The following is a 22,424-nucleotide window of genomic DNA, read 5'->3' as shown; positions in this document are numbered from 1 at the left end:
AACGGTAAGGGCTTGATTTAAAACAATATTTCGGCAGAAATGAATCGTGCTCAATGCGCCACTAAAAGTCGGACCATACACGCAGATTAAGAGGGTGTAAGCGGAGGTTATCGCTTTATGCGCACGGCATGAAAGCGGGTGCGACACCCTGGCTGGACAGGCCTGCTCGCCCTAGCCGCCGCTGGCAGTACAATATCGGATTACCTATCTTTTCTTTTAAGAGATCGCCATGGCCGTCAATTCCCCCCTGCCAGTCGCAGCCGACCTGAAACCCGTCAACGGCATCGAGATCGGCTTTGCCGAAGCCGGTATCAAGAAGCCCAACCGCAAGGACCTGCTCGTGATGAAGCTGGCCGAAGGTGCGACCGTGGCCGGCGTCTTCACCACCAACCGCTTCTGCGCCGCGCCGGTCCAGGTGAGCAAGGCCAACCTGGCAGCCGTCGCGAATGGCGGCAAGCCGATCCGCGCGCTGGTGGTCAACACCGGCAACGCCAACGCCGCCACCGGCGAGCAGGGCCTGGCCAACGCGCAGGCCACCTGCGCCGAGCTAGCCAAGCTGCTCGGCCTGGACGCCCAGCAGGTGCTGCCGTTCTCCACCGGCGTGATCCTCGAGCAGCTGCCGATCCAGAAGGTCGTCGCCGGCCTGCCGGCCGCCGTGTCGAACCTGAAGGCGGACAACTGGTTCAACGCCGCCGAGGCGATCATGACCACCGACACCCAGCCGAAAGCCGCCTCGCGCACCGTCACCATCGGCGGCCATCTTGTTACCATGACCGGCATCAGCAAGGGCGCCGGCATGATCAAGCCGAACATGGCGACCATGCTGGGCTACCTGGCGATCGACGCGCGCGTGGCGCAGCCGGTGCTGGACGAACTGGTGAAGCACGCGGCCGACCACTCGTTCAACAGCATCACCATCGACGGCGACACCTCGACCAACGACTCCTTCATCATCGTCGCCACCGGCGCGGGCAGCCTGAACATCGATGCCGCCTCGGGTGCGGACTACGAAGCGCTGAAGGAAGCCGTGACCGACATCTCGCGCAACCTGGCGCAGCAGATCATCCGCGACGGCGAAGGCGCGACCAAGTTCATGACCATCACGGTGGAGCAGGGTGGGAGCGTGGAAGAGTGCCGCAAGATCGCCTACTCGATCGCGCACTCGCCGCTGGTCAAGACCGCCTTCTTCGCCTCGGACCCGAACCTGGGCCGCATCCTGGCCGCGATCGGCTACGCTGGCGTCGACGACCTGGATACCACCAAGCTGGATCTCTACCTGGACGACGTGTGGGTTGCCAAGGCGGGCGGGCGCAACCCGGACTACAAGGAAGAGGACGGCCAGCGCGTGATGAAGCAGGCCGAGATCACCGTGCGCGTGACGCTCGGCCGCGGCGACGCCACCGCCACCGTCTGGACCTGCGACCTGTCGCACGACTACGTCTCGATCAACGCCGACTACCGTTCGTAAGGAGAGCAAGGGAGTGACGCCACTGGAACAGTTCCTGCACCGCGCCGAAGCCCTGCTGGCGCGGGTCGAAGCGGTGCTGCCGCCCGCGGTGCCGCGCGAGCCGGACTGGAAGCGCAGTTTCGCCTTCCGCTGGCGCAAGCGCCCTGGTGGCGCCGGCGGTGGCGGCAAATACCTGGCGCCGGTGCTGCACGCCTCGACCATCCGGCTCGAGGATTTGCAGCACGTCGACGCCCAGAAACGTGCGATCGAGCAGAACACGAAGCAGTTCGTGCTGCGCCGCCCGGCCAACAACGTGCTGCTGACCGGTGCGCGCGGCACCGGCAAGTCCTCGCTGATCAAGGCCTGCCTGAACGGCTTCGCCGAGCAGGGCCTGCGCCTGATCGAGGTGGACAAGGCCGACCTGGCCGATTTGCCCGACATCGTCGACCTGGTGGCGGGACGGCCCGAGCGCTTCGTGATCTTCTGCGACGACCTGTCCTTCGAAGAAGGCGAGGCGGGCTACAAGGCGCTCAAGGTGGCGCTCGACGGCAGCATCGCAGCAGCTTCGGACAATGTGCTGATCTACGCGACCTCGAACCGGCGCCACCTGATGCCGGAAAAGATGTCGGACAACGCCGGCTACACCCATGGCGACGACGGCGACCTGCATCCGGGCGAGACGGTCGAAGAGAAGATCTCGCTGTCGGAACGCTTCGGCCTGTGGCTCTCCTTCTACCCCTTCAGGCAGGACGACTACCTGGGCATCGTCGCCCACTGGCTGGCCAGCTTCGGCTGCACGCCGGAGAGAATCGAATCGGCGAGGACGGAGGCGCTGCAGTGGGCCTTGCAACGCGGTTCGCGTTCGGGCCGGGTGGCGTGGCAGTTTGCGAAGGACTACGCCGGCAGGCTGCCGGATCAAGAAACCAATGAGTGAAGCAGTAGAAGCAAAACCGGTCGACGTCGCGGTCGGCATCCTGATGCGCCCCAACGGCGACGTGCTGCTGGGCCAGCGTCCGGAAGGCAAGCCCTATGCCGGCTACTGGGAATTCCCGGGCGGGAAAGTCGAACCGGGCGAGGACATCTTCCACGCGCTGCAGCGCGAGTTCGTCGAGGAGCTGGGCGTGCGCCCGCTCAGCGGCGAGGCCTGGTGCTGCGTCGAGCACGTGTACGAGCATGCGCACGTGCGCCTGTATTTCTACATCTGCCGCGAATGGGAAGGGGAGCCGCAAAGCCTGGAAGGGCAGGCCTTCGCATGGCAGGGCGGGTACAGCGTCAGTCCATTATTGCCGGCGACGATACCCTTGCTGGAGTGGCTGGACAAGCTGCGATTCGCCTAAGACGGAAGGCCCGCCGCAGGCGGTCCTAGTCGTCCGTCGGCTTGTCGTCCTGCGGGTCGCTGGTGGACGCGCCGGGAATCGTGTACTTCTCTTCGGCCCAGGCGCCCAGGTCGATCTGCTTGCAGCGTTCCGAGCAGAACGGGCGGTACTTGTTCGCCGGGGTCCATTCGACCTTCTTGCCGCAGGTCGGGCAGGCTACAACAGTCATCTTCGTCTCAATCGTTGAATCAGAAATTACACAGGGTCAGGTTGAAGGGCACGTCCGTTTCCAGCGCCTTCGGCTTGCAGTCCCCGTCCTGGGTGGTGAAGCGAACCCACAGCATATACTTGTTGGCCGAGATTTCGGGAATCGCGCCAAGCGAATCGTCGATCGACAGGCGCAGCATCTGGTAGACCTTTCCCTGCAGCATCTGCTGGTAGCTGCCTCCCACGGCGATCATCTTGGCCGGGCCACCGGAATCGCGCAGCAGGCGCAGCACCAGGGCCAGGGCCTCGAACAGCGGCGCCAGCGGGGCGAACCAGCCCATGATATCCGATTGGCGCTGCTGCGCGGGGCGGTGCTGCCAGGCGTAATACGAGGGCAGGTCGAACTCGCAGGCGCCGCCCGGGATGATAGTGCGGCCGCGGATGCTCATCAGCCATTCGTTGTCGCGCACGTTCTGGCCGGTCTTGCCCTGGCTTGCTACCAGCGCGCCGCTGACGGCGTCCAGTTCGGCCAGCACGGCGTCGAGCGTTTCGGTGGCGACATTGGGATTGCTGCGGTAGGACAGCAGGCTCTGCTTTTGGCGCTCGAGCTCCTGCAGCAGGTCGGACTTCAGGTCGGCACGGCCGGCCACTTCCAGCATGTCGAAGATCGTGGCGAGGGCCACGTGGTGCTGCATCGGGTGCTCTTGTTGCACAAAGAACTTGAACTTCTCGTACAAATCTTCCAGCCGCAACAACGTGCGAATCCGCTCGTTGAAAGGATATTCGTAGACGATCAAAATGACATTCCTCTGAATGTAGGCTGGCGAGCAACCCCGTGATTCTGAACCATGCTGCGCAAAATTACAAATCCCGCATTGACCTAATTCAATTGATTTTCAAGTTCGTTTGCTCTGGGATAAATACATTGCGTGCAAAATCTCGACTTGCGGGCGTAAAGCGTCCAGTCCGTCGTCGTTGACGATGATGTCGTCGGCCGCCGCGCGGCGCTGTTCGCGGGTGACCTGGGCGGCCATGATGGCGCGTACCTGTGCCTCTGTAATGCCGCTGCGGGCCATCACCCGCGCCACCTGCAGCTCCTCGGGGCAGTCGATCGCCAGCACCCGGGTGACGCGCTCGCGCCAGGTGCCCGATTCGATCAGGAGGGGTACGACGAAGATCACGTAGTCGCCGCTGGCGATGGCGGCCGCGGCCGCGGTGGCGTCGCGGATGCGCGGGTGCAGGATGGCCTCGAGCCGGGCGCGCGCGGTGGCGTCGCTGAACACGAGGGCGCGCATCCTGGCCCGGTCGAGCGCCCCCTCGGGGGTGGCGAAGTCCTCGCCGAACTCGGCGAGCAGGGCCGGCATCGCCGCGCCGTGCGGGGCGGTGAGCGCGTGGGCGATCTGGTCGGTATCGATGACCGAGGCGCCGAGGGCCGCGAACATGTCGGCCACGGTGCTCTTGCCGCAGCCGATGCCGCCGGTCAGTCCGACGGAGAAAGCGAGCTGATGTGGGGCGTCCATCTCAGCCGGTCACGACGGCTTGCAACTGGGCGCTGATGGCGCTGCCGTAGAGCAGGGCGATCAGGCCGGCCGCCGCCAGGTAGGGGCCGAAGGGAATCGGCTTGTCGCGGCCGCGCTTGGCGAACACGATCAGGCTGATGCCGACGATCGCGCCGACCACCGAAGACAGCAGGATGATGGTCGGCAGCATCTGCCAGCCGAGCCAGGCGCCGAGCGCCGCCAGCAGCTTGAAGTCGCCGTAGCCCATGCCTTCCTTGCCGGTGACGAGCTTGAACAGCCAGTACACCGACCACAGCACCAGGTAGCCGGCGGCGGCGCCGACCACGGCGTCCTGCAGGGGCACGAAGGTGCCGTGCAGGTTCACCAGCAGGCCGGCCCACAGCAGCGGATAGGTCAGGTCGTCCGGCAGCAGCTGGGTGTCGATGTCGATGAAGGTCATCGCCACCAGCAGGAACAGGAACAGCAGGGTCGCCAGGCCGGCCAGGCCGCTGCCGAAGGTCCACACCAGCACGCCCGCCAGGATGCCGGTCAGGAGCTCGACCGCCGGGTAGCGCGCCGAGATCGGTGCCTTGCACTTGCGGCACTTGCCGCGCAGGGCCAGCCAGCTGATGACCGGGATGTTTTCCAGCGCCGTGATCTGGTGGCCGCAGTGCGGGCAGGCGGAACGTGGCACCATCAGGTTGTAGCGGTCGGTATGCGGCGGCTCCTTGCCGCTTTCCTGCGCCACGTAGTTGTCGGATTCGCGCTGCATCATCTTCGGAATCCGGTGGATGACCACGTTCAGGAAACTGCCGACGAGCAGTCCGAACAGGGCGGCCACCAGGGTGGCGCTGAGTGTGGCCGGCGGGGCGAACAGCAGGGATTCCATGGGCATGGCGGCAGGGTCCGATCAGAAAGCAGGGGCAGATGGCAGGAAAAGATTCTTTACATCAACCTATTGTAGAGGTTTCCCGTGATTTGGCGAAGCATCTGCACCTCGCCGGGAGTGGCGCTGTGGTAAGCCGTCCCGGCGCACGATTGTGAGGGATCATGCCCGCTCCGTGGCGCGCGGCTACGCTGGACCTTGATAGAGCGACTCCTGGGTGCCTGCGATGCCACGCGCAACATTTACTTTCCTGAACCATGCCTGTTTCATGGTCCGCACCGACGGTGCCCTGCTGGTGTCCGACCCATGGCTGGAAGGCGCGGTGCTGGGCGAGGCCTGGAGCCTGGTCGACGGCACTACCAGCCATGCAGCCCTGCTCGACATCCTCAATGCGGCCGGCGTGCCCGTCTATATATGGTGCTCGCGTGCCCAGCCCGACCATTTCTCGCTGCCCTTCCTGCTGCGCTTCCGGAGCGAATTCCGCGGCATCGCCACCTTCCTCTACCGCCCCGGGCGCGACATGCGCATCGGCGAGGAACTGCGGCGCCAGCGCCTGCCGGTGGGCGAATGCCCGGACGGCGTCACCGTGGCGCTGGCCGGCGACCTGCGCCTCACGGCCCTGGCCAACGGCGACGGCGACTCCGCCTGCCTGATCAGTTGCGGCGGCCGCAGCATCCTCAAGCTCGGCGACCGGGCGCTGGCCACCGAGGCCGCCTGTCATGCGGCGGCGCCGCGCATCGGGCGGGCGGCCTCGCGCATCGACCTGCTGCTCACCGGTTTCGGCAGCATGGGCTGGTGCGGCAATCCGGAACAGTTTGCGGTGCGCGAAGCGGCAGCCAGGGCGGCGGTGGAGCGCCTGGCTCTGCAGGTCGAGCACTTCCGGCCCCGGCTGGTGGTGCCGATCGCCTCCTTCGCCCGCTTTGCCCGCGCGGACAACGTCTGGCTCAACGGCGGCAGGCTGTCGCCGCCCGAGCTGCTCGAGCTGTCGCGGCTGGAAAACCTGCGCGGCGTTATCCGCTTCCTCACACCGGGCAGCAGCATCGACCTGCAGCGCGACACGCCCGGCACGCTCGGGGCCGCGCACGAGCGCGCGCTGGAGCACTGGGCCGAGTGCTGGCGCAAGCGCCCGCCGCCGCTGCCGCGTCCGCCGCAGGCCTCGCTGGGGGAACTGAAGGCGGCCTTCGCGCGCTACCGCGAGCGCATCGCGACCACGATGCATGTGCTGCCGCGCCTGCTCGAGACGGCCGGGCCGCTGCGGCCCCTGCTCGTGCACCTGCCCGATCTGCGCCAGACGGTGGAGCTGTCCTACCGGCACGGTTTTCGCGTGAAGCCGCGCATGGATGATGAAAAGCAGACGGCCCACGTGGCGATGTTTTCGGGAACGGCACTGCAGCTGCTGCGCTCCGAGGATGGCTTCGACACGGTGTATGCCGGCGGCTGCTTCTGGACGCTGCGGCGCAGCGGGCTGTCCACATTCGGGCGCTTCTTCCTGCCGCAGCGCATGGGACGGCGCGGGGCCGACCGCCACCGGCCGCTCAGGATGGGCGGCTACCTGTGGCGGGCGCTGGTGGGAAGGATGGCAAGGCAGTTGCAGGCGGCGCTGCGCTGAACGCCGCCCCGGGGCGCCGTGTGCGCCCGCGTGGAGCGCTCAGCGCGCGTAGCTGGGACGCTTCGCGTCGTAGGTCCAGTCCGGGAACAGGTAGCGCATCGCCGTCGCGTCGTCGCGTGCGCCCGACGCCACCTTCTTGTACAGGAGGTGCGCCTGCTCGATGCGCGCCATGTCGGGTTCGATGCCCAGGCCCGGGCGCTCCGGCACCGCCACCTGTCCGCCAACGATCTGTAGCGGCTCGCGCGTCAGGCGCTCTTGGCCCTCCTGCCAGATCCAGTGGGTGTCGATGGCGGTGATCGTGCCGGGCGCCGCGGCGGCGACGTGGGTGAACATGGCCAGCGACACGTCGAAGTGGTTGTTCGAATGCGAGCCCCAGGTCAGGCCCCAGTCGTGGCACAGCTGGGCCAGGCGCACCGATCCCTGCATGGTCCAGAAATGCGGGTCCGCCAGCGGAATGTCGACCGCGCCCAGCAGGTGCGAATGGCCCATCTGGCGCCAGTCGGTGGCGACCATGTTGGTCGCGGTGGGGATGCCGGTGGCACGCCTGAATTCGGCCATGATCTCGCGTCCGGAATAGCCTTGTTCGGGGCCGCACGGGTCTTCGGCATAGGCCAGGACATGGCCCTGGCCGCGGCAGGCGGAGATTGCCTCTGCCAAGGACCAGGCGCCGTTCGGGTCGAGCGTCGCGCGCGACTCGGGGAAGCGGCGCTTGATGGCCGCCACCGCCGCAATCTCCTCTTCCGGCCGCATCACGCCGCCCTTGAGCTTGAAGTCACGGAAGCCGTACTTGTCGACGCTGGCCTCGGCCAGGTCGGCGATTCTCTCCGGCGTGAGCGCTTCCTCGGTGCGCAAGCCGTACCAGTCATCCCCACCGCTACCGGGAGAATAGGGCAGGTCGGTGCGCTTTCGGTCGCCGATGTAGAACAGGTAGGCCAGCATCGGCACGTGGCTGCGCTGCTGGCCGCCGCCCAGCAGCTCGCAGACCGGCACGCCCAGGTGCTGGCCGAGCAGGTCGAGCAGGGCGGCTTCGACCGCCGTGATCACGTTCTCCAGGCGCAGGTTGATCTCGTGCGGCTGCGCCAGGAGGGCGGCTTCCGCTGTTGACGTGACCTGGTGGTTCGGCCCCGCGATGGCGCCGCGCAGCGTGTTCAGCGTGTGGTGGTAGCGGGCGATCGGGGTGCCGGTAACCAGCGGCACGAGGCGCTCCAGCGCGCGCAGGATGCCGCTCGACCCCGGCACTTCACCCATGCCGGTATTGCCGGCGCTGTCCTTCAGGAGCACCAGGATGCGCGTGAAGTAGGGCGCATGGGCGCCGCACAGGTTGAGCAGCATGCTGTCCATGCCGGCCACCGGGATCACCTGCATCTCGGTGACGGTCGGGCTGGCGTGTCGCTGGATCGGATTCATCGAAGAGTCTCCTTGCAAGCAAGGATGGAACTTGCTCGTAACATTACTATCAAATAAAATGGTTGCGCTAACATAACCAGTGTGAAGGAATTGCGATGGCGCGTCAATCGATTCTGGCAGCCGCGCTGGCTACCGTACTGCTGTCCGGATGTGCCGGCGCTCCGCGGCATCCAGCCGCCTCCCATTGGGTCGCCTCCTGGGGAACGGCGCAGATGGTCCCCGGCGCCGAGCACGAGCTGGCGCCCGCCCAGTGGCGCGACGCCACCCTGCGCCAGGTGCTGCGGGTGTCGCTGGGCGGCGAGCGCCTGCGCGTCAGGTTCAGCAATGCCTTCGGCACCGAGCCGCTGGTGATTGGCGGCGCCAGCATCGCGCTGTCGGGCGGGCCGGGTCGCTCCACGATCGACCCGGCCAGTAGCCGGCCCCTGCGCTTCGGCGGCGCCGCCTCGGTCACGATCCCGGCCGGGGCCGAGTACCTGAGCGATCCGGTCGACCTGCCTCACAGCGCCGGAAGCGACCTGGCGGTGTCGATCCACTACCCGACCGCCCCAAGCCGCCAGACCAGCCACCCGGGCGCCCGCGCCACCAGTTTCATCGCGCCGGGACAGCAGCTCACGGCCGCCGAGCTGCCGCAGGCGTCCAGCTTCACGCGCTGGTACCAGCTGGCCGGGATTGAGGTCGAGGCCGGGCCCGGCGCGCATGCCGTGGTGGCGATCGGCGATTCGATCACCGACGGCTACGGCGTCGCGCCCGACACCAACCTGCGCTGGACCGACGGCCTGGCGACCAGGCTGCGCCAGGCCGGCATGACGGGAGTCGGCGTGGTGAATGCGGGGATCGGCGGCGGCCGCCTTCTGCGCGACGGCCTCGGTCCCAACCTGGTTTCGCGCTTCGAACGCGACGTCCTGGAGCGGCCGGGCGTGCGCCATGCGATCGTCCTGATCGGCGTGAACGACTTCGGCGGCCTGCACCGGAGCGGGCAGGACAGCCCGGCCGCACGCGCGCAGCTGCTGCTTGATATGAAAGAGGCGCTGCGCCAGTCGGCGGCGCGTGCCCAGGCGCGCGGCGTGTGCGTGATCGGCGCCACCATCACCCCTTACGCCGGCAGCGAGTACTACCACCCGAAGGCGCCCAACGAACAGGATCGCCTGGCCTACAACGACTGGATCCGCCGCTCGAACGTGTTCGACGGGGTGATCGACTTCGATGCGGCGCTGCGCGATCCGGCGCGGCCGGATCACCTCCTCAAGGCGTATGACAACGATGGGCTGCATCCGAACATGGCGGGGTACAAGGCGATGGCGGAGGCGGTGCCGCTGGAACTGCTGAAGGACTGCCGCCGTTGAGATACGGTGGACGGCTCCGCCGTCCACCGTACGAACTCATTCAACCGTTACCGGGAGCGTACGGAAAACGCTGCGCGCGGTAGTATTCCAGCGACTGCGCCGGCGCCTTCGCCCCGGCCGGCAGCGCCCGTCCCGACACGTGCATGAAATACGCCAGGCAGGCATCGCGCCACCACTGCGCCTCGACGCGCTGCTGGGCTAGGCGCTGGGCGGTGTCGTTCCAGCGCTGGGCGTCCACCACCCCACGCAGCCCATTCCAGCGTTCCTGCATGCGCCCGACCTCGAGCACACCGCGGTCGTAGCGCGCCACCAGCTCTTCCCACAGCGTGCGGTTTGAAGGCATGCGGTAGTCCCAGGGCAGGTGGTGGAACCACAGCAGCAGTTCGGGCGGCGTGGTGGCCGGGTTGGAGAAGCGGCGCGCGACTTCTGGCGCGTACTGGCTGACCGCATTGCTGCCGCGCGCCGTGCGGTCGAAGCCGATGCCGTCGCGGCCGGCGCGGTGGTAGTACACCGGATTCCAGTCGGGACGCTCCAGGTTGTCTACCCACGGTCCAGGGCCATGGTGGTGGCCGGTGTCCATCAGGTGGTGCAGGCCGAGCGGCGTCATGTAGTCGACCACTGCCTCGCGCGAAGCCATCATCATGGCGACCACCGGGTCGAGCACCTGCCTGTCCGGCGAGAAGGTCTGCGCCGCCCACTCGCGCGCCACGGCGCCGGCGTCCAGCATCGGATCCCAGGCCATGCGTCCGAACACGTACCAGTTGGCCTGGTCGAAGACCGAGCCGGACCAGGTACGACTGCTGCCGATGTTCGCCACGCCGGCGATGCCGCCGACGCGTCCCTTCTGCGCGCCCTGCAATGCCTGGGTCACGGTGAGAGCCTGGCCGCCGGCGCGGGTGTCGGCGCGCAGGGTCTCCTGGAACATCGGGCCGAGGTAGGCCTGGTGGGTCGCGAAACCGAGGTACTCCTTGGTGATCTGGAATTCCATCATCAGGCGCGTGTCCGGCATGGCGCCGAACAGCGGATGGAAGGGCTCGCGCGGCTGGAAATCGATCGCGCCGTTCTTTACCTGCACCAGCACGTTGGCGTCGAACTTGCCGTCCAGCGGCTTGAACTGGTCGTAGGCGTGGGCGGCGCGGTCGTGCTTCGGATCGTCCCCCAGGCCCTTGCGCTTGCGCGCCTCGGGCGGCTCGTACACGAAGGCACGCCACATCACGGTGCCGCCATGCGGCGCCAGCGCGCGCGCCAGCATGTTGGCGCCGTCGACGTGGTTGCGGCCATAGTCCTGCGGGCCGGGCTGGCCTTCCGAGTTGGCCTTCACCAGGAAGCCGCCGAAGTCGGGGATGCTGCGGTAGATCTCCTCGGTCTTGCGGCGCCACCAGGCGGCCACCGCCGGGTCGAGCGGATCGGCAGTGGCGGTCTCGCGCAGGTCCAGCGGGGTCGACCAGCGTACCGAGAGGAACACCCGGATGCCATAGGGGCGCAGGACCTGCGCGACCGCGGCGGCCTTGGCGATGAAGGCCGGGCTCAGTACCTCGGCCTTGGCATTGACGTTGTTCAGCACCGTGCCGTTGATGCCGAGCGAAGCGTTGGCGCGCGCATAGTCCAGGTAGCGCGGATCGACGATGGCGGGCAGTTCCCACCAGTTCCAGATCGATTGCCCGGCATAGCCGCGTTCGACGCTGCGGTCCAGGTTGTCCCAGTGGTTCAGCACGCGCAGCGGGAGGGCAGGGTTCGAGACCAGCGGACCGCGCACCAGGGAGGCGGCGCTGCCGTCCTGCAGGGCGCGCAGCCAGGCGAAGCTGCCATACAGCAGGCCGATGTCGCTCTTCGCAGTGATCAGGAAGACGTCCTGGCCCTGCATCCGGGTGCGGGCCAGCAGGTAACCCTCCGGGCCGATGCGGTCCAGGAAACCGCGCAGCTCGGCAGGCAGCCCGGCGGGCAGGCCGTCGCTGCGCGCCAGCACCACGCTGCCGGCGCGGATGGCGGTGGCAGCCTGCGGCGCCCGGCCCAGCATGCCGCCCAGCGCGCGCTGCAGTTCGGTGCGTGCGGCCAGCACGGTCGGGGTCTCGGGCGCCAGCGTGACGATCGCGCTGGCCGGCACTGCCGCTGCCTGGGCGGCAGGCAGGGGGCGATAGCGTAGCCAGAGTTGGTAGCCGTCTTCGTCGGCGCGGGCGGCAGCTGCGAACATGGCGCCCAGCAGCAAGGCTGCCAGGGCGCGAACCAGCACGGATGCGAGGGATCGCTGCAAGATAGTCTCCGTCGTTTTGTTGTCTGGCCTAGCTGCGACCGACGTATGTTGGAATCCGGATGTTAGCGCAAACTTTTTCAAACAGTAACTAATTTCGCGTGTGCGCCACGCTTTTTTGGCGGCTGAATTCGTAGCAAATATATTAGTTGACAAGTATAAAAGTTGAAGCTTAGACTAAAAATGATTGCGATAACATTTATGTTATTGAAAATGTTGATCGCGTCGCCGACAACATGTTGCATAAAAATACTCAGGAGACAGTCATGGTCCAGCAGCGATTCCTGCGCCCCGGTCAACCCGGCGGCCGCATTCTTCAACTGACGATCCTCGCCGGGCTGGTTTCGGCAGCGTACGCGCAGGAGGCGGCGCCAAGTGCCCAGGGCGCGATCCAGACCGTGCAGGTGACCGGCTACCGCGGCAGCCTGGAAACCTCGGCGCGCGACAAGCGCGAAGCCACCGGCTTCCAGGATTCGATCTTCGCCGAGGACCTCGGCAAATTCCCCGACACGAACATCGCCGAATCGCTCAACCGCATCCCGGGCGTGCAGGTGTCGCGCGAGATCACGGGCGAGGGCGTCAACATCCAGATCCGTGGTCTGGGCACGAGCTTCACCAAGGTCCTGCTGAACGGCGCCCCGATCGCGGTGGCCTCCACCGGCAGCACCGACAGCCAGAACACCAACCGCGAGGTCGACCTCGACCTGCTGCCGACCGACCTGTTCACCAAGCTCACCGTCAGCAAGAGCCCCTCGGCGTCGCTGCTCGAAGGCGGCGCTGCCGGCGTGGTCGACATGCGCAGCGCGCGTCCCTTCGACCGCAAGGGCAGCTACGTCTCGGCCAACCTGGGCGGCACCCGCAACCAGGTCGCCGGCAAGTGGGGCAACCGCGGCTCGGTCCTGGCCAGCAAGACCTTCAACAACACCTGGGGCATCCTGGGCGGCGTCGCCTGGAACAAGTCCAAGGTGCAGGCCACCGGCTACGAGACCATCGGCCTGACCAATCCGAACCTGACCGCGGCCCAGAACGGCAGCCCGACCCGCAACAACACCGGCGGCGGCAACTGGACCATCCCGGCCACCGTCCCGAGCAACGCCGGCAACGGCCTGACCCCGGGCGCCGCCATCGACCAGGCCTTGCTGCTGGCCCGTAACCCGGGCCTGAGCATCCAGCAGATCGACAACGCCCTGATCCCGCGCCTGGGCCGCCAGATGGCGCAGTACGGCGACAAGGACAAGGTCACCGCGATCCTGTCCGGCGAATTCCGTCCGAGCGCCGGCCTGCACTTCTACGTCGACACGATGTACAGCGAGAAGGACAACGACCTGCAGCGCCTCGACACCGCGCTGATCGGCCGCAACGGCGCCATCATCCCGCTGGACATGAAGGTCGACCGCAGCGACTGCGCCAACGGCTGCGTGGTCGAAAGCGCTACCCTCGCCAACGCCCAGTACTTCGCCGAATACCGCCCCTACATGGAGAAGGTGCGCCTGAAGGGCATCAACCCGGGCATGGAATGGGAGCTCGGCGCGAAGCTCAAGTTGAACGCCCAACTGAACTACACGAAGTCGGAGTTCTCGCGCGAGTCGCCCACCGTGCTGCCGGTCACGCCGGTCAACGCGGGCAATACCGTGAGCTTCACCAACGGCCCGATCCCGAGCATCGTGAGCTCGATGGACATCACGAATCCGGCCAATTACGTGTTCGACACCGCGAATGGCGCGCGCGTCAACCTGCAGCAGGAGCTGCGCGAGACCAGCACCAAGGGCTTGCGTTCCGACCTGACCTGGGGCGACAGCGACTTCAGCATCAAGGGCGGCTTCGCCTACGACGACATCCTGCGCCGCATCACTGCGCGCGACAACACGACCGCCTGGCAGAACCTAATCTGCGGTAACGTGGCCGGTTGCCAGGGCGCGGGCACGATCGGCGCGCGCGTCGGCGAGTACCTGCGCCGCGGCCCGAACGGCCTGATCGAAGTCGACTGGCAGCGCTTCGCCGGCGACACCAACTACCAGCAGCTGCTCGACCAGGCGCCGATCACCGGCGCGTCCAATACCGGCGCGGCCACCGGCTTCATCCAGGAGAAGACCAAGGGCGTGTTCCTCCAGGCCGACGGCGTCACCCAGCTGGTGGGCTACCAGCTGCGCTACAACGCCGGCGTGCGCTACGTGCGCACCGAACAGAGCGTGGGCGCCTACAACTCGGTGGCCGACCCGCGCAACGCCAGCCTGCCGGCCGGCGCGACGCCCTTCCCGAACGTGAACCAGTGGGTCTACGTCGACAAGACCTACAGCAATACGCTGCCGTCGGCCAGCGCCGCCCTCGACCTGGCGAAGAACGTGGTGCTGCGCGCCTCGGCCTCGCGCTCGATGACCCGCGCCAATCCGGAAGCCCTGCGTCCGGGCATCAACTTCTCGAACCCGTCGGCCGACATCGGCAGCCTGGGCGCACCGGACCTGGCGCCCTACATCTCCGACAACCTGGACTTCGGCGTCGAGTGGTACACCGGACGCGAAGGCTATGTCGCGGCCACGGTGTTCCAGAAGACGTTGAACGGCTTCACGGTCAACCAGAGCAATACCTTGCCCTTCAGCGCGCTGGCCCAGTACGGCGTCACCTACGAGAGCGTGACCCCCACCATGCAGCAGGCGCTCGACGCCCGCGGCGGCCCTGCCAACGCCAACGTGGTGATGACCTCGCAGCGCAACGCCGGCGGCGAACTGAAGATCAAGGGCCTGGAGCTGGGCTGGGTGCAGCCGCTCGACAAGCTGCTGCCGTGGCGCGGCTTCGGCTTCTCGGAAACCCTGACCCTGATCGACCAGAAGGCGACCGGCGAGGGCACCCAGGGCTTCGTGGCGCTAGGCGTGCCGAAGAAGAGCAACAACTTCCAGCTCTACTACGAGAACCATGGCTTCATGGCGCGCCTGTCGCACACCTATTCGCAGGGCAGCCAGATCTCGGGCCTGAACCAGAACGGCATCGCGGCCGCGGCCTTGTTCAGCGACGGCTTCAAGCAGCTCGACTTCTCGTCGCAGTTCGACCTGGAGAAGCTGCTCGACCGCGACGGCCTGCCGACCCTGACCTTCGACGTGGTGAACGCGACCGACACCGTGCGCCGCGCCTACTTCCAGTTCTCGAACGCCACCTTCACCAGCTACAAGCCGGGCCGCACCATCTCGGTCGGCATGCGCATGAAGTTCTGATGTAGCTTGCCTCGCGCAGCCTGGCGAGGCATGGAGAAACGACAAAGGGCGCCATCGGCGCCCTTTGTTCTTGCTGGCTAGCGGATGCTAGCGCTCGCCGTACGGCGAGATCGTGAGGATATTCCCTTCGTCGTCGTAGTGCAGCTCGGTGACCTTCACGCTGCGCAGGTGGGTCACGCCTTCCGACAGGCTGCTGTCGTGGTAGAACAGGTAGTTACGGCCCTCGAACTCGCAGATCGAATGGTGCGTGGTCCAGCCGATCACCGGCGTCATGATCTGGCCACGGTAGGTGAAGGGACCGTAGGGGCTGTCGCCGACCGCATAGCAGAGCAGGTGGGTATTGCCCGTCGAGTAAGAGAAGTAATACTTGCCGTCGTGCCGGTGCAGCCACGGCGCCTCGAAATAGCGGCGCTCGTGGTCGCCGGCGAGCAGGGGCTGGCCGTTCTCGCCGAGAATGAGGACTGCGCGCGGGCTTTCCGCGAACTGCGTCATGTCGGACGTGAGCCGCGCCACGCGCGGGGCCAGCGCCTCCTGGCTCGCATCCGGCTCTTCATTCGCCGGGTCATAGGCATTGTCGCGGTACTTCTGCAGCTGACCGCCCCAGATCCCGCCGAAATACATGTAGAAGGCGCCGCCGACGTCTTCGAACACGGCCGGATCGATCGAGTAGCTGCCCTCGATCGGCTTGGGCTCGGGCACGAAGGGGCCGGCCGGGTGCTCGCCGACGGCGACGCCGATCTGGAAGATGCCGTCGGGGCGCTTGGCCGGGAAGTACAGGTAGTACTTGCCGTCCTTGCAGGCCGCATCCGGCGCCCACATCTGGCGCTCGGCCCAGGGCACGTCCTTGACGTGGAGGGCGACGCCGTGGTCGACCGCTTCGCCGCCCGGACGGTCGAGCGAGAGGACGTGGTAGTCCTCCATCGCGAAATGGTCGCCGTTGTCGTTGAAGGGGATGCCGGCCTCGATGTCGTGCGAAGGATAGATGTAGATCCTGCCCTCGAAGACGTGGGCGGAAGGGTCGGCGGTATAGATATGGGTGACGAGCGGAGCGGAAATGGCGCGCGTCTTCAGTTCCTGCACGCGCTCGGTGTCGATGACTTCGGACATATGGTTGGGACCTGTTTGTCGTTGAAAGAAAAATCAGTGCTGGGCGGCGGCGCGGCGGTCGCCGAGATCGCGCTCGATTTGCAGCTCGACCGACTTGCGGATGTCGTACAGGGCCAGGCTGGCGACGCCGAGCAGGAAGGGAATCGAGGCCCACACGCTGACCGATAGCAGGATGCCGTTCGCCGTCTCGGGCGACTGGGCCGGCAGCGAGGCATCGTAGCCGTAGTGGGACAGCAGGGCGGCCACCAGGGCGCCGCCGATGCTCAAGCCCGCCTTGAGGCCGAAGATCATCGCCGAGAACAGCAGGGCGGTGGCGCGCCGGTTGTTCTTCCATTCCGAGTAGTCGGCGACGTCGGCGATCATGGCCCACAGCAGGGGAATCGTGATGCCGTAGAAGAAGCCGTGCAGCAGCTGGCACAGGAAGACCGGGCCGATCGACTCGGGAGGGAAGAAGTACAGGGCCATCATGAAGACGGTCGAGACCAGCAGCGCGGCGCCGAACACGTCGCGCTTGCCGAAGCGGTCCGCCAGCGGCTTGGAAAAGCCGATCCCGATGATCATCATGATGATGCCCACCGCATTGAACACGCTGAAGCCCGAGGTGGCGGCGTCTTTCGGCCAGTGGAAGGCGGTCAGGCCGACGCTGGCGAGCAGCGCGTTCAGCCCGGCGATGAAGCCGTTGAAGCCGATGTTCTCGAGGAAGGCCGCGAGCTGCGTTTCGCTCAGGTAGGAGTTGAAGTAATAGACGTAGGTGCCGCCTTTCAGGGCCAGCGTGATGAACACCAGGATGGTCAGCACCAGCATCACGACCCAGGGCCGGTTGCCCAGCAGGTCCACGATGTCCTGGCGGATGCTGGAACGCTGCGTCGGCGCCGGCACCACCCGCTCGCGGGTGGTGAAGAAGGTGATCAGGAAGAAGACGGTGCCGACGATCGCGAACACGGTCATCACGTTCTGGAAGCCGAGCGCCTTGTCGCCGCCGCCCGCGATCAGCACCAGCGGCAGCAGCAGGACCTGGATGATGAACTGGGCGACCATCACGGCGGTGAAGCGGTACGCCGACAGGCTGTTGCGCTCGGCCATATTGCCGGTCAGGACGCCGCTCAGGGCGGAATAAGGCAGGTTGTTGGCCGAGTAGACCAGCATCAGGAGGATGTATGTCAGCAGCGCATAGACGATCTTGCCCTGCTCTCCGAGATCGGGTGTGCTGAAGGCCAGCAGCGCGGTGAGCCCGAAGGGAATCGAGGTCCACAGGATCCAGGGACGGAACTTGCCCCAGCGCGTGTGGGTGCGGTCCGCCAGCAGGCCCATCATCGGGTTGAAGCAGGCGCCCACGATGCCGCCGATGAAGATGACCGTGGCCGCCGCGCTCGGCGCCAGCTTGTACACGTCCGTGTAGAAGAAGGCGATGAAGGTCAGCAGGGTCTGGAAGATCAGGTTGGCGGCAAGGTCGCCCAGGCTGTAGCCGAGCTTTTCGACTACGCCCAGCCGTGCAGGGGTCGCTTTTGGATTGCTCATGATGTCTCGGATATCGTTATAAGTCAGGCGTCTGACGCGCCGGAATCAGTCGCTACCATTTATATATCACTAAATGATAGCGCTAGCATTTATCCGAGTATGGCTGAGGCTTAGTACGGAGTCAACTGCCGAGAAGGCTGGAAACGAGCCGGCGGCACGGTCGGCGCTGTTTGCTTCGCGCCTGCCCGTGCCGCCGTGTGGGGTTGTTGCTCTTTAGCCCGCTACCGCCGGCGGGTCATTCCGGGTCTTCCACAGCGAGTACAGAATGCCCGAGGCGAGCAGCAGTCCCGTCACCGTCAGCGACAGCGCCGCCGGCACCTTGCCGCCGAAGACGAAGTCGCCCAGGAAGATCTTCGAGCCGATGAAGACCAGCACCGCGGCCAGCGAGTACTTCAGGTAGTGGAAGCGCGCCACCATCGCCGCCAGCGCGAAGTACAGCGCACGCAGGCCCAGCACCGCGAAGATGTTCGAGGTGTAGACGACGAACGGGTCGCTGGTGATCGCGAAGATCGCGGGCACGCTGTCGACTGCGAACACCACGTCGGTGATCTCCACCATGCACAGCGCCAGGAACAGCGGCGTCGCCCACAGCAGGGTCTTGCCGGGTTGCGCCGGGTCGGGCTGACGCACCAGGAAATGGTTGCCGTGCAGGTCGGGCGTGATGCGCATGTGGCCCTTCAGCCAGGACAGCACCTTGCTCTCGCGGATGTCGTCGCTGTCGGTATCCACGAAAAACATCTTGATGCCGGTGAAGACCAGGAAGGCGCCGAAGATGTACAGGGTCCAGTAATAGCTTTCCACCAGGGCAGTGCCGGCGCCGATCATGATGCCGCGCGTGACGATCACACCCATGATGCCCCAGAACAGCACGCGGTGCTGGTAGAGCGGCGGGATCGCCAGGGTGGCGAAGATCAGCGAGATCACGAAGATGTTATCCAGCGACAGGCTCTTCTCGATCAGGAAGCCCGTATAGAAGTGCATGCCTTTTTCGCTGCCGAACTCATGCCAGACCCACAGGCCGAACAGCAGGCCCGCGGCGATGTACAGCGCCGACAGTCTCAGGCTTTCCTTGACCCCGATGACGTGGTCCTTCTTGTTCAGCACGCCAAGGTCGAAGGCCAGCAGCACCACGACGATGGTGAGGAACACCAGCCAGGACCAGGCCGGCGTACCGAGCCAGAGTGCAGTGAGGAAGTCCATGATGTTCTCCGCTTAAGAAAAGGCGGCCTCAGGTGGCGAGGGCCGCGGTGGTGAAGGAATCCTCGGCATCGATCTGGCCGAACCAGGCGCGCGCCGCGCGTCGTACCAGCGTCGCTTCGCGGCCGTCGAGGTGGCCGTCGGCGTGGATGATGTCGACCATGGTCCTCCACACGCGGATCTGCAGCAGCGGATCGCGCAGGTCGAGCAGCAGGGCGTCCATCAGGCGCGGGTCGATCTCGACCATGCCGGCGCGGCGGTTGGCCGCGGCATCGAGCAGGTCTTCGCACAGCTCGCGCAGGGTGCGGTCGAAGGTGTCGTCGTCGATCTGCACCTGTTCCAGGTATTTGGAGTGGTGCATGGCGCTCACCTCGGCGGGGCTCAGGTGGCCGTCGACGATCATGGTCAGGGCCAGGATGCGGCTGACGGCTTCCGGGCTATTGGGTTGATAAGTGTGCATGGTGACCTCGTTGTTGTGATTAAGTGAGGCCCACTATAGAAGCGCACGAAACTAAAGTAAAATCGATTAATCTTTCGTAAAGCGTAAGTTTAATTGAGGTTTTGCTGCCATGATCAATTACAAGCATCTGCACTACTTCCACGCGGTCGCCACCCACGGTACCGTGGCGCGCGCGGCCGAACAGCTGCACGTGACGGCGCAGGCGATCAGCATGCAGCTGCAGGTGCTGGAAGAGCAGCTGGGCGAGGAACTGTTCAAGAAGAAGGGGCGGGTGCTGGAACTGACCGAGGCCGGCAAGACCGTGCTGCGCTACGCCGAGCAGATCTTCGACCTCGGCAACGAACTGGAACAGGCGGTGCGGCGCGGCGCCTTCACGGGCGAGGAAACGCTACGGGTAGGCATCTGCGACGTGATCGCCAAGCCCATGGCCTTCCGCCTGCTGCAGCCGGCGCGCGAAGCCGGGATGGCGATGCGCCTGATCTGCCGCGAAGGGCGTTTCGACGACCTGGTCGTCGATCTCGCCGCCCACAAGCTCGATCTCGTGATCGCCGACCAGGGCCTGCCCACCGGCGGCGCGGTGCGCGGCTATACCCAGCTGATGGGATCGAGCACGCTGACCGTGTTCGGCCATCCGGACTTGTGCGAAGAGTGGCCGGGCGAATTCCCGCAGCGCCTGCGCGACGCGCCCTTCCTGCTGCCCGGGCAGGACGCCGCCGTCCACAGCCAGCTCAAGAGCTGGTTCGAGAGCCACGACCTGCGTCCGATCACGGTGGGCGAATTCGACGACGGCGCCTTGTTGAAATCCTTCGCCTGCGCCGGCACCGGCTTCATGGTGGCGCCGACGGTGCTGTCCGAGATCGTGCAGCTTGAAAACGGCATGGTGCCGGTGGGCGTCATCGACAGCATCGTCGAGCACTTCTATGCGGTGTCGGTGGAGCGGCGCGAACGGCATCCGGCGGTGCGGCGCATCCTGGAGGGGGCGGGGGCGGTGTTCGGGTCCTGACCCCCGGTCGTGGTGCCGCTCTTGTCGGCCTAGAGCGGGAGCTGGACGTCGTAGGCCGCGTCCAGGCTTTTCAGTTTTCCGTCGTGGATGCCGATCCACGGGAACCACTTCCAGTTCTGTCCATCCTGCTGCGGGTGATACGAGCCGGTATGACGATATATGGTGCGGCTTTCGGCGCCCGGATAAGCGACCTCCTGTATCGCGACACCGCCGTAGAAGCCGATGGGACTTGCGTGATCGCTGACGACGCGCAGGAGGTAGACATGCTTGCCGTTGACTGCGATATCGAGCGGAAGGCCAAATGCCGGATCCAGGTTCGGGATCGCCAGGCGGCCTGCGTCCGGGAAGCGCTCATTGCCGTCATTCCTGTAGAACGAGCTCAGGAAATAGTTGGGCGAGTCCGCCGGAACCGGCGTGACGAAGGAATTCGGTTCATTTGCGCCGATGAACAAATCGAATTTTCCGCGGCGCTCGAGGTCGACGAGTTCGATCGTGTAGATCTGCTTCGCGTGCACCGTCGACTGGCCCGGATAGGAAAACTTGGCCACCGATGCCGGCATGCGGCTGAAGTCGGGAGTGAAGCTGCCGTCCTTGTTATTGACGAGGTAGAACGGGGTGAGCGCGATGCCAGGATCCGCGATCACCAGGTCGGCGTAGCCGTTATTGTTCACGTCCGCGGCCGAAGCCGAATGACAGTAGCAGACGAAAGAAGCAAGCTTGTTCGCATACACGCCATTTTGCTGGCTCATCAGGAATCGTGGACGCTCTCCGGGCGAGTTCATGGTGTCCAGGCCCGTGCAAGCGATGAATACGTCAGGCTTGCCGTCGCCGTTGAAATCGGCCACGACCAGCTTGCGCGCACCGACACAGCCGGTTCGGTCGTCGACCTTGGCTTCCGTGCTCTCCACCCATTGGCCGTTCGCGAATCGGAAGAACCGGATCGTTCCGGGCCTCGTCGCATACCCATCTGTGGCCGATGCGCTGGAGAAGTCGGCTGTGTTCACCACCATGGAGTAGCTTCCGTCCTGGAAGAAGTCGGCGATGGCAAAATTCGTGCCGATCGATTCCCGGTTTGCAAAGGTCGGCAGGTGGACGGGACCCAGTGCCGCGGTCGCTGCAGCCCGGTATTCCAAGGAGGAGCGCTTGACCGGCAAGGGTCCGTCCGGCGCGAACGGTACGTAGTCGAATCCATGCTCCATATCGCTTGCCAGGTTCGCCTTGTTCTCGCTGCTGTCGGCAAACTCGAGCAGCACGGCGCGCCTGTCGAAGCCTGCGTCCAGCTGTGCCAGCCACCAGTCGACCCCGCTCGCTTCGCCTGGACGGCGCAAGACGTTCTGGTACAACTGCTGGACGAAGCCACGGTTTGCCAGCTGTTCTCCGTAGCGCTGCCTGAATTCCTCGGATGCCGCCAGATCGCCGGCAATCGAGACCAGGTCGCGGCCGGCAGCGTGTGTCTTGAGCCAGAAGCCCAAGCCCTCCAGGTCGGGCTTGCGCGCAAAGGCGGCCTGATACAGCCGGTACACGCGGGCCGCCGGTCCTGCCGTTTCGAGATAGGTATGCTTGTCGACGAACTTGACCAGGGCGGGAAGCGGCCGCGTGCTCTTCTCGCCGCTGATCTTGTTCGTCAAGGTCAAGGTGCCGGCCTTGCGGTCGACCGTCATGATGAAGTTGTCGCGGTAGCCGGCAATGCTGATCGTGTCCTGGGTGGCGTCGGACATCGTCAGGCTTCTGGTGGCTGACATGGAGGCGGAATGCGCGGTCGTGTCCGAGGCGCCGCCGCAGGCCGCCAGGGCCATGCAAAGAAGGAGGCACCAGGCGTGGGAAATGGGATTGCGCATTGGCAGGGCTACTCCAGAAGCTTAGCAATTAATCAAACACAAATGCTAACTGAAGTATATCCAGCCGGCAACATATGCCCAGGCGATCGTCCATCATCAGGTCCCGGCGACGGAGCCGGAACCTGAACTTGCC

At 65.7% G+C, this 22,424-nt stretch carries 18 protein-coding genes; 7 read left to right on the top strand and 11 right to left on the bottom strand.

Features of this window, described 5'->3' with window-relative positions; translation table 11 throughout:
* The first annotated feature begins 229 nt into the window (after positions 1-229).
* Genes argJ through ACK6C6_RS22780 form a run of 3 tightly spaced genes read left to right on the top strand, consistent with a single transcriptional unit; the run spans position 230 to position 2,784 of the window.
* Positions 230-1,468: a bifunctional glutamate N-acetyltransferase/amino-acid acetyltransferase ArgJ gene (gene argJ, locus ACK6C6_RS22790; RefSeq protein WP_409269447.1), complete on the top strand. Its 1,239-nt coding sequence runs from the start codon at positions 230-232 to the stop codon at positions 1,466-1,468.
* A 13-nt stretch (positions 1,469-1,481) separates the two neighbouring features.
* A complete protein-coding gene (locus ACK6C6_RS22785) occupies positions 1,482-2,381 on the top strand; it encodes an ATP-binding protein (protein WP_209587915.1) in 900 nt (299 codons plus the stop codon).
* A complete protein-coding gene (locus ACK6C6_RS22780; RefSeq protein ID WP_409269445.1) occupies positions 2,374-2,784 on the top strand; it encodes an NUDIX domain-containing protein in 411 nt (136 codons plus the stop codon). Before ACK6C6_RS22785 ends, ACK6C6_RS22780 begins: the two co-directional genes overlap by 8 nt.
* 25 nt (positions 2,785-2,809) lie before the next feature.
* Here the strand turns inward: ACK6C6_RS22780 and yacG are convergent, their stop codons facing one another.
* The 4 genes from yacG to ACK6C6_RS22760 form a co-directional block, all read right to left on the bottom strand.
* A complete protein-coding gene (gene yacG / locus ACK6C6_RS22775; protein ID WP_036210894.1) occupies positions 2,810-2,992 on the bottom strand; it encodes a DNA gyrase inhibitor YacG in 183 nt (60 codons plus the stop codon).
* Positions 2,993-3,011: 19 nt separating this feature from the next.
* Positions 3,012-3,767, bottom strand: coding sequence for a cell division protein ZapD (gene zapD / locus ACK6C6_RS22770; RefSeq protein WP_209587917.1), 756 nt, complete (start codon positions 3,765-3,767; stop codon positions 3,012-3,014).
* A gap of 99 nt (positions 3,768-3,866) precedes the next feature.
* Complete coding sequence (gene coaE / locus ACK6C6_RS22765; RefSeq protein WP_409269444.1) at positions 3,867-4,490, bottom strand: dephospho-CoA kinase; 624 nt, start codon at positions 4,488-4,490, stop codon at positions 3,867-3,869.
* Between the two features lies 1 nt (position 4,491).
* Positions 4,492-5,364 carry a prepilin peptidase gene (locus tag ACK6C6_RS22760; RefSeq protein WP_409269443.1) on the bottom strand — a complete coding sequence of 291 codons (873 nt, stop codon included), beginning with the start codon at positions 5,362-5,364 and terminating at the stop codon, positions 4,492-4,494.
* Between the two features lie 259 nt (positions 5,365-5,623).
* Between ACK6C6_RS22760 and ACK6C6_RS22755 the strand changes: the two genes are divergently transcribed.
* Positions 5,624-6,964: a hypothetical protein gene (locus ACK6C6_RS22755; protein WP_409269442.1), complete on the top strand. Its 1,341-nt coding sequence runs from the start codon at positions 5,624-5,626 to the stop codon at positions 6,962-6,964.
* Positions 6,965-7,003: 39 nt separating this feature from the next.
* Here the strand turns inward: ACK6C6_RS22755 and ACK6C6_RS22750 are convergent, their stop codons facing one another.
* Positions 7,004-8,371, bottom strand: coding sequence for an enolase C-terminal domain-like protein (locus ACK6C6_RS22750; protein ID WP_409269441.1), 1,368 nt, complete (start codon positions 8,369-8,371; stop codon positions 7,004-7,006).
* A gap of 95 nt (positions 8,372-8,466) precedes the next feature.
* Between ACK6C6_RS22750 and ACK6C6_RS22745 the strand changes: the two genes are divergently transcribed.
* A complete protein-coding gene (locus tag ACK6C6_RS22745; protein ID WP_409269440.1) occupies positions 8,467-9,714 on the top strand; it encodes an SGNH/GDSL hydrolase family protein in 1,248 nt (415 codons plus the stop codon).
* Between the two features lie 40 nt (positions 9,715-9,754).
* On the opposite strand, the gene ACK6C6_RS22740 is transcribed toward ACK6C6_RS22745, so the two are convergent.
* Positions 9,755-11,965 (bottom strand): alpha-glucuronidase family glycosyl hydrolase, encoded by a 2,211-nt coding sequence (locus tag ACK6C6_RS22740; protein ID WP_409269438.1) that lies wholly within the window; start codon positions 11,963-11,965, stop codon positions 9,755-9,757.
* Positions 11,966-12,228: 263 nt separating this feature from the next.
* Here ACK6C6_RS22740 and ACK6C6_RS22735 point away from each other — a divergent pair, with 263 nt between their 5' ends.
* Positions 12,229-15,168: a TonB-dependent receptor gene (locus ACK6C6_RS22735; RefSeq protein ID WP_409269436.1), complete on the top strand. Its 2,940-nt coding sequence runs from the start codon at positions 12,229-12,231 to the stop codon at positions 15,166-15,168.
* An 87-nt stretch (positions 15,169-15,255) separates the two neighbouring features.
* Here the strand turns inward: ACK6C6_RS22735 and ACK6C6_RS22730 are convergent, their stop codons facing one another.
* The 4 genes from ACK6C6_RS22730 to ACK6C6_RS22715 form a co-directional block, all read right to left on the bottom strand.
* The gene (locus tag ACK6C6_RS22730) at positions 15,256-16,275 is read right to left on the bottom strand and encodes a glycoside hydrolase family 43 protein (protein ID WP_409269434.1); all 1,020 of its coding nucleotides are present in this window, start codon (positions 16,273-16,275) and stop codon (positions 15,256-15,258) included.
* A 33-nt stretch (positions 16,276-16,308) separates the two neighbouring features.
* On the bottom strand, positions 16,309-17,793 hold the full coding sequence (locus tag ACK6C6_RS22725; RefSeq protein WP_409269433.1) for an MFS transporter: 1,485 nt from the start codon (positions 17,791-17,793) through the stop codon (positions 16,309-16,311).
* Positions 17,794-18,006: 213 nt separating this feature from the next.
* A complete protein-coding gene (locus ACK6C6_RS22720; RefSeq protein WP_409269431.1) occupies positions 18,007-18,993 on the bottom strand; it encodes a TerC family protein in 987 nt (328 codons plus the stop codon).
* A gap of 28 nt (positions 18,994-19,021) precedes the next feature.
* A complete protein-coding gene (locus tag ACK6C6_RS22715) occupies positions 19,022-19,450 on the bottom strand; it encodes a TerB family tellurite resistance protein (protein ID WP_409269430.1) in 429 nt (142 codons plus the stop codon).
* 109 nt (positions 19,451-19,559) lie between these two features.
* On the opposite strand from ACK6C6_RS22715, the gene ACK6C6_RS22710 reads away from it, so the two are divergent.
* Complete coding sequence (locus ACK6C6_RS22710; RefSeq protein ID WP_409269429.1) at positions 19,560-20,453, top strand: LysR family transcriptional regulator; 894 nt, start codon at positions 19,560-19,562, stop codon at positions 20,451-20,453.
* Positions 20,454-20,482: 29 nt separating this feature from the next.
* Here ACK6C6_RS22710 and ACK6C6_RS22705 read toward each other — a convergent pair whose 3' ends face one another.
* The gene (locus ACK6C6_RS22705; protein ID WP_409269427.1) at positions 20,483-22,291 is read right to left on the bottom strand and encodes a DUF4214 domain-containing protein; all 1,809 of its coding nucleotides are present in this window, start codon (positions 22,289-22,291) and stop codon (positions 20,483-20,485) included.
* Positions 22,292-22,424: the final 133 nt, after the last annotated feature.

It is taken from the genome of Massilia sp. BHUDP2 (genome assembly GCF_046236355.1).
GTDB lineage: Bacteria > Pseudomonadota > Gammaproteobacteria > Burkholderiales > Burkholderiaceae_D > Telluria > Telluria varians.
The sequence above is the reverse complement of the archived record's forward strand: the minus strand, read 5'-3'. Positions and strand labels throughout refer to the sequence as shown.

Coding starts and splice junctions, on each gene's coding strand:
- argJ (WP_409269447.1), top strand. CDS start 230: ATGGCCGTCAATTCCCCCCTGCCAGTCGCAGCCGACCTGAAACCCGTC.
- ACK6C6_RS22780 (WP_409269445.1), top strand. CDS start 2,374: ATGAGTGAAGCAGTAGAAGCAAAACCGGTCGACGTCGCGGTCGGCATC.
- yacG (WP_036210894.1), bottom strand. CDS start 2,992: ATGACTGTTGTAGCCTGCCCGACCTGCGGCAAGAAGGTCGAATGGACC.
- coaE (WP_409269444.1), bottom strand. CDS start 4,490: ATGGACGCCCCACATCAGCTCGCTTTCTCCGTCGGACTGACCGGCGGC.
- ACK6C6_RS22760 (WP_409269443.1), bottom strand. CDS start 5,364: ATGCCCATGGAATCCCTGCTGTTCGCCCCGCCGGCCACACTCAGCGCC.
- ACK6C6_RS22755 (WP_409269442.1), top strand. CDS start 5,624: ATGGTCCGCACCGACGGTGCCCTGCTGGTGTCCGACCCATGGCTGGAA.
- ACK6C6_RS22750 (WP_409269441.1), bottom strand. CDS start 8,371: ATGAATCCGATCCAGCGACACGCCAGCCCGACCGTCACCGAGATGCAG.
- ACK6C6_RS22745 (WP_409269440.1), top strand. CDS start 8,467: ATGGCGCGTCAATCGATTCTGGCAGCCGCGCTGGCTACCGTACTGCTG.
- ACK6C6_RS22735 (WP_409269436.1), top strand. CDS start 12,229: ATGGTCCAGCAGCGATTCCTGCGCCCCGGTCAACCCGGCGGCCGCATT.
- ACK6C6_RS22730 (WP_409269434.1), bottom strand. CDS start 16,275: ATGTCCGAAGTCATCGACACCGAGCGCGTGCAGGAACTGAAGACGCGC.
- ACK6C6_RS22725 (WP_409269433.1), bottom strand. CDS start 17,793: ATGAGCAATCCAAAAGCGACCCCTGCACGGCTGGGCGTAGTCGAAAAG.
- ACK6C6_RS22720 (WP_409269431.1), bottom strand. CDS start 18,993: ATGGACTTCCTCACTGCACTCTGGCTCGGTACGCCGGCCTGGTCCTGG.
- ACK6C6_RS22715 (WP_409269430.1), bottom strand. CDS start 19,450: ATGCACACTTATCAACCCAATAGCCCGGAAGCCGTCAGCCGCATCCTG.
- ACK6C6_RS22710 (WP_409269429.1), top strand. CDS start 19,560: ATGATCAATTACAAGCATCTGCACTACTTCCACGCGGTCGCCACCCAC.
- ACK6C6_RS22705 (WP_409269427.1), bottom strand. CDS start 22,291: ATGCGCAATCCCATTTCCCACGCCTGGTGCCTCCTTCTTTGCATGGCC.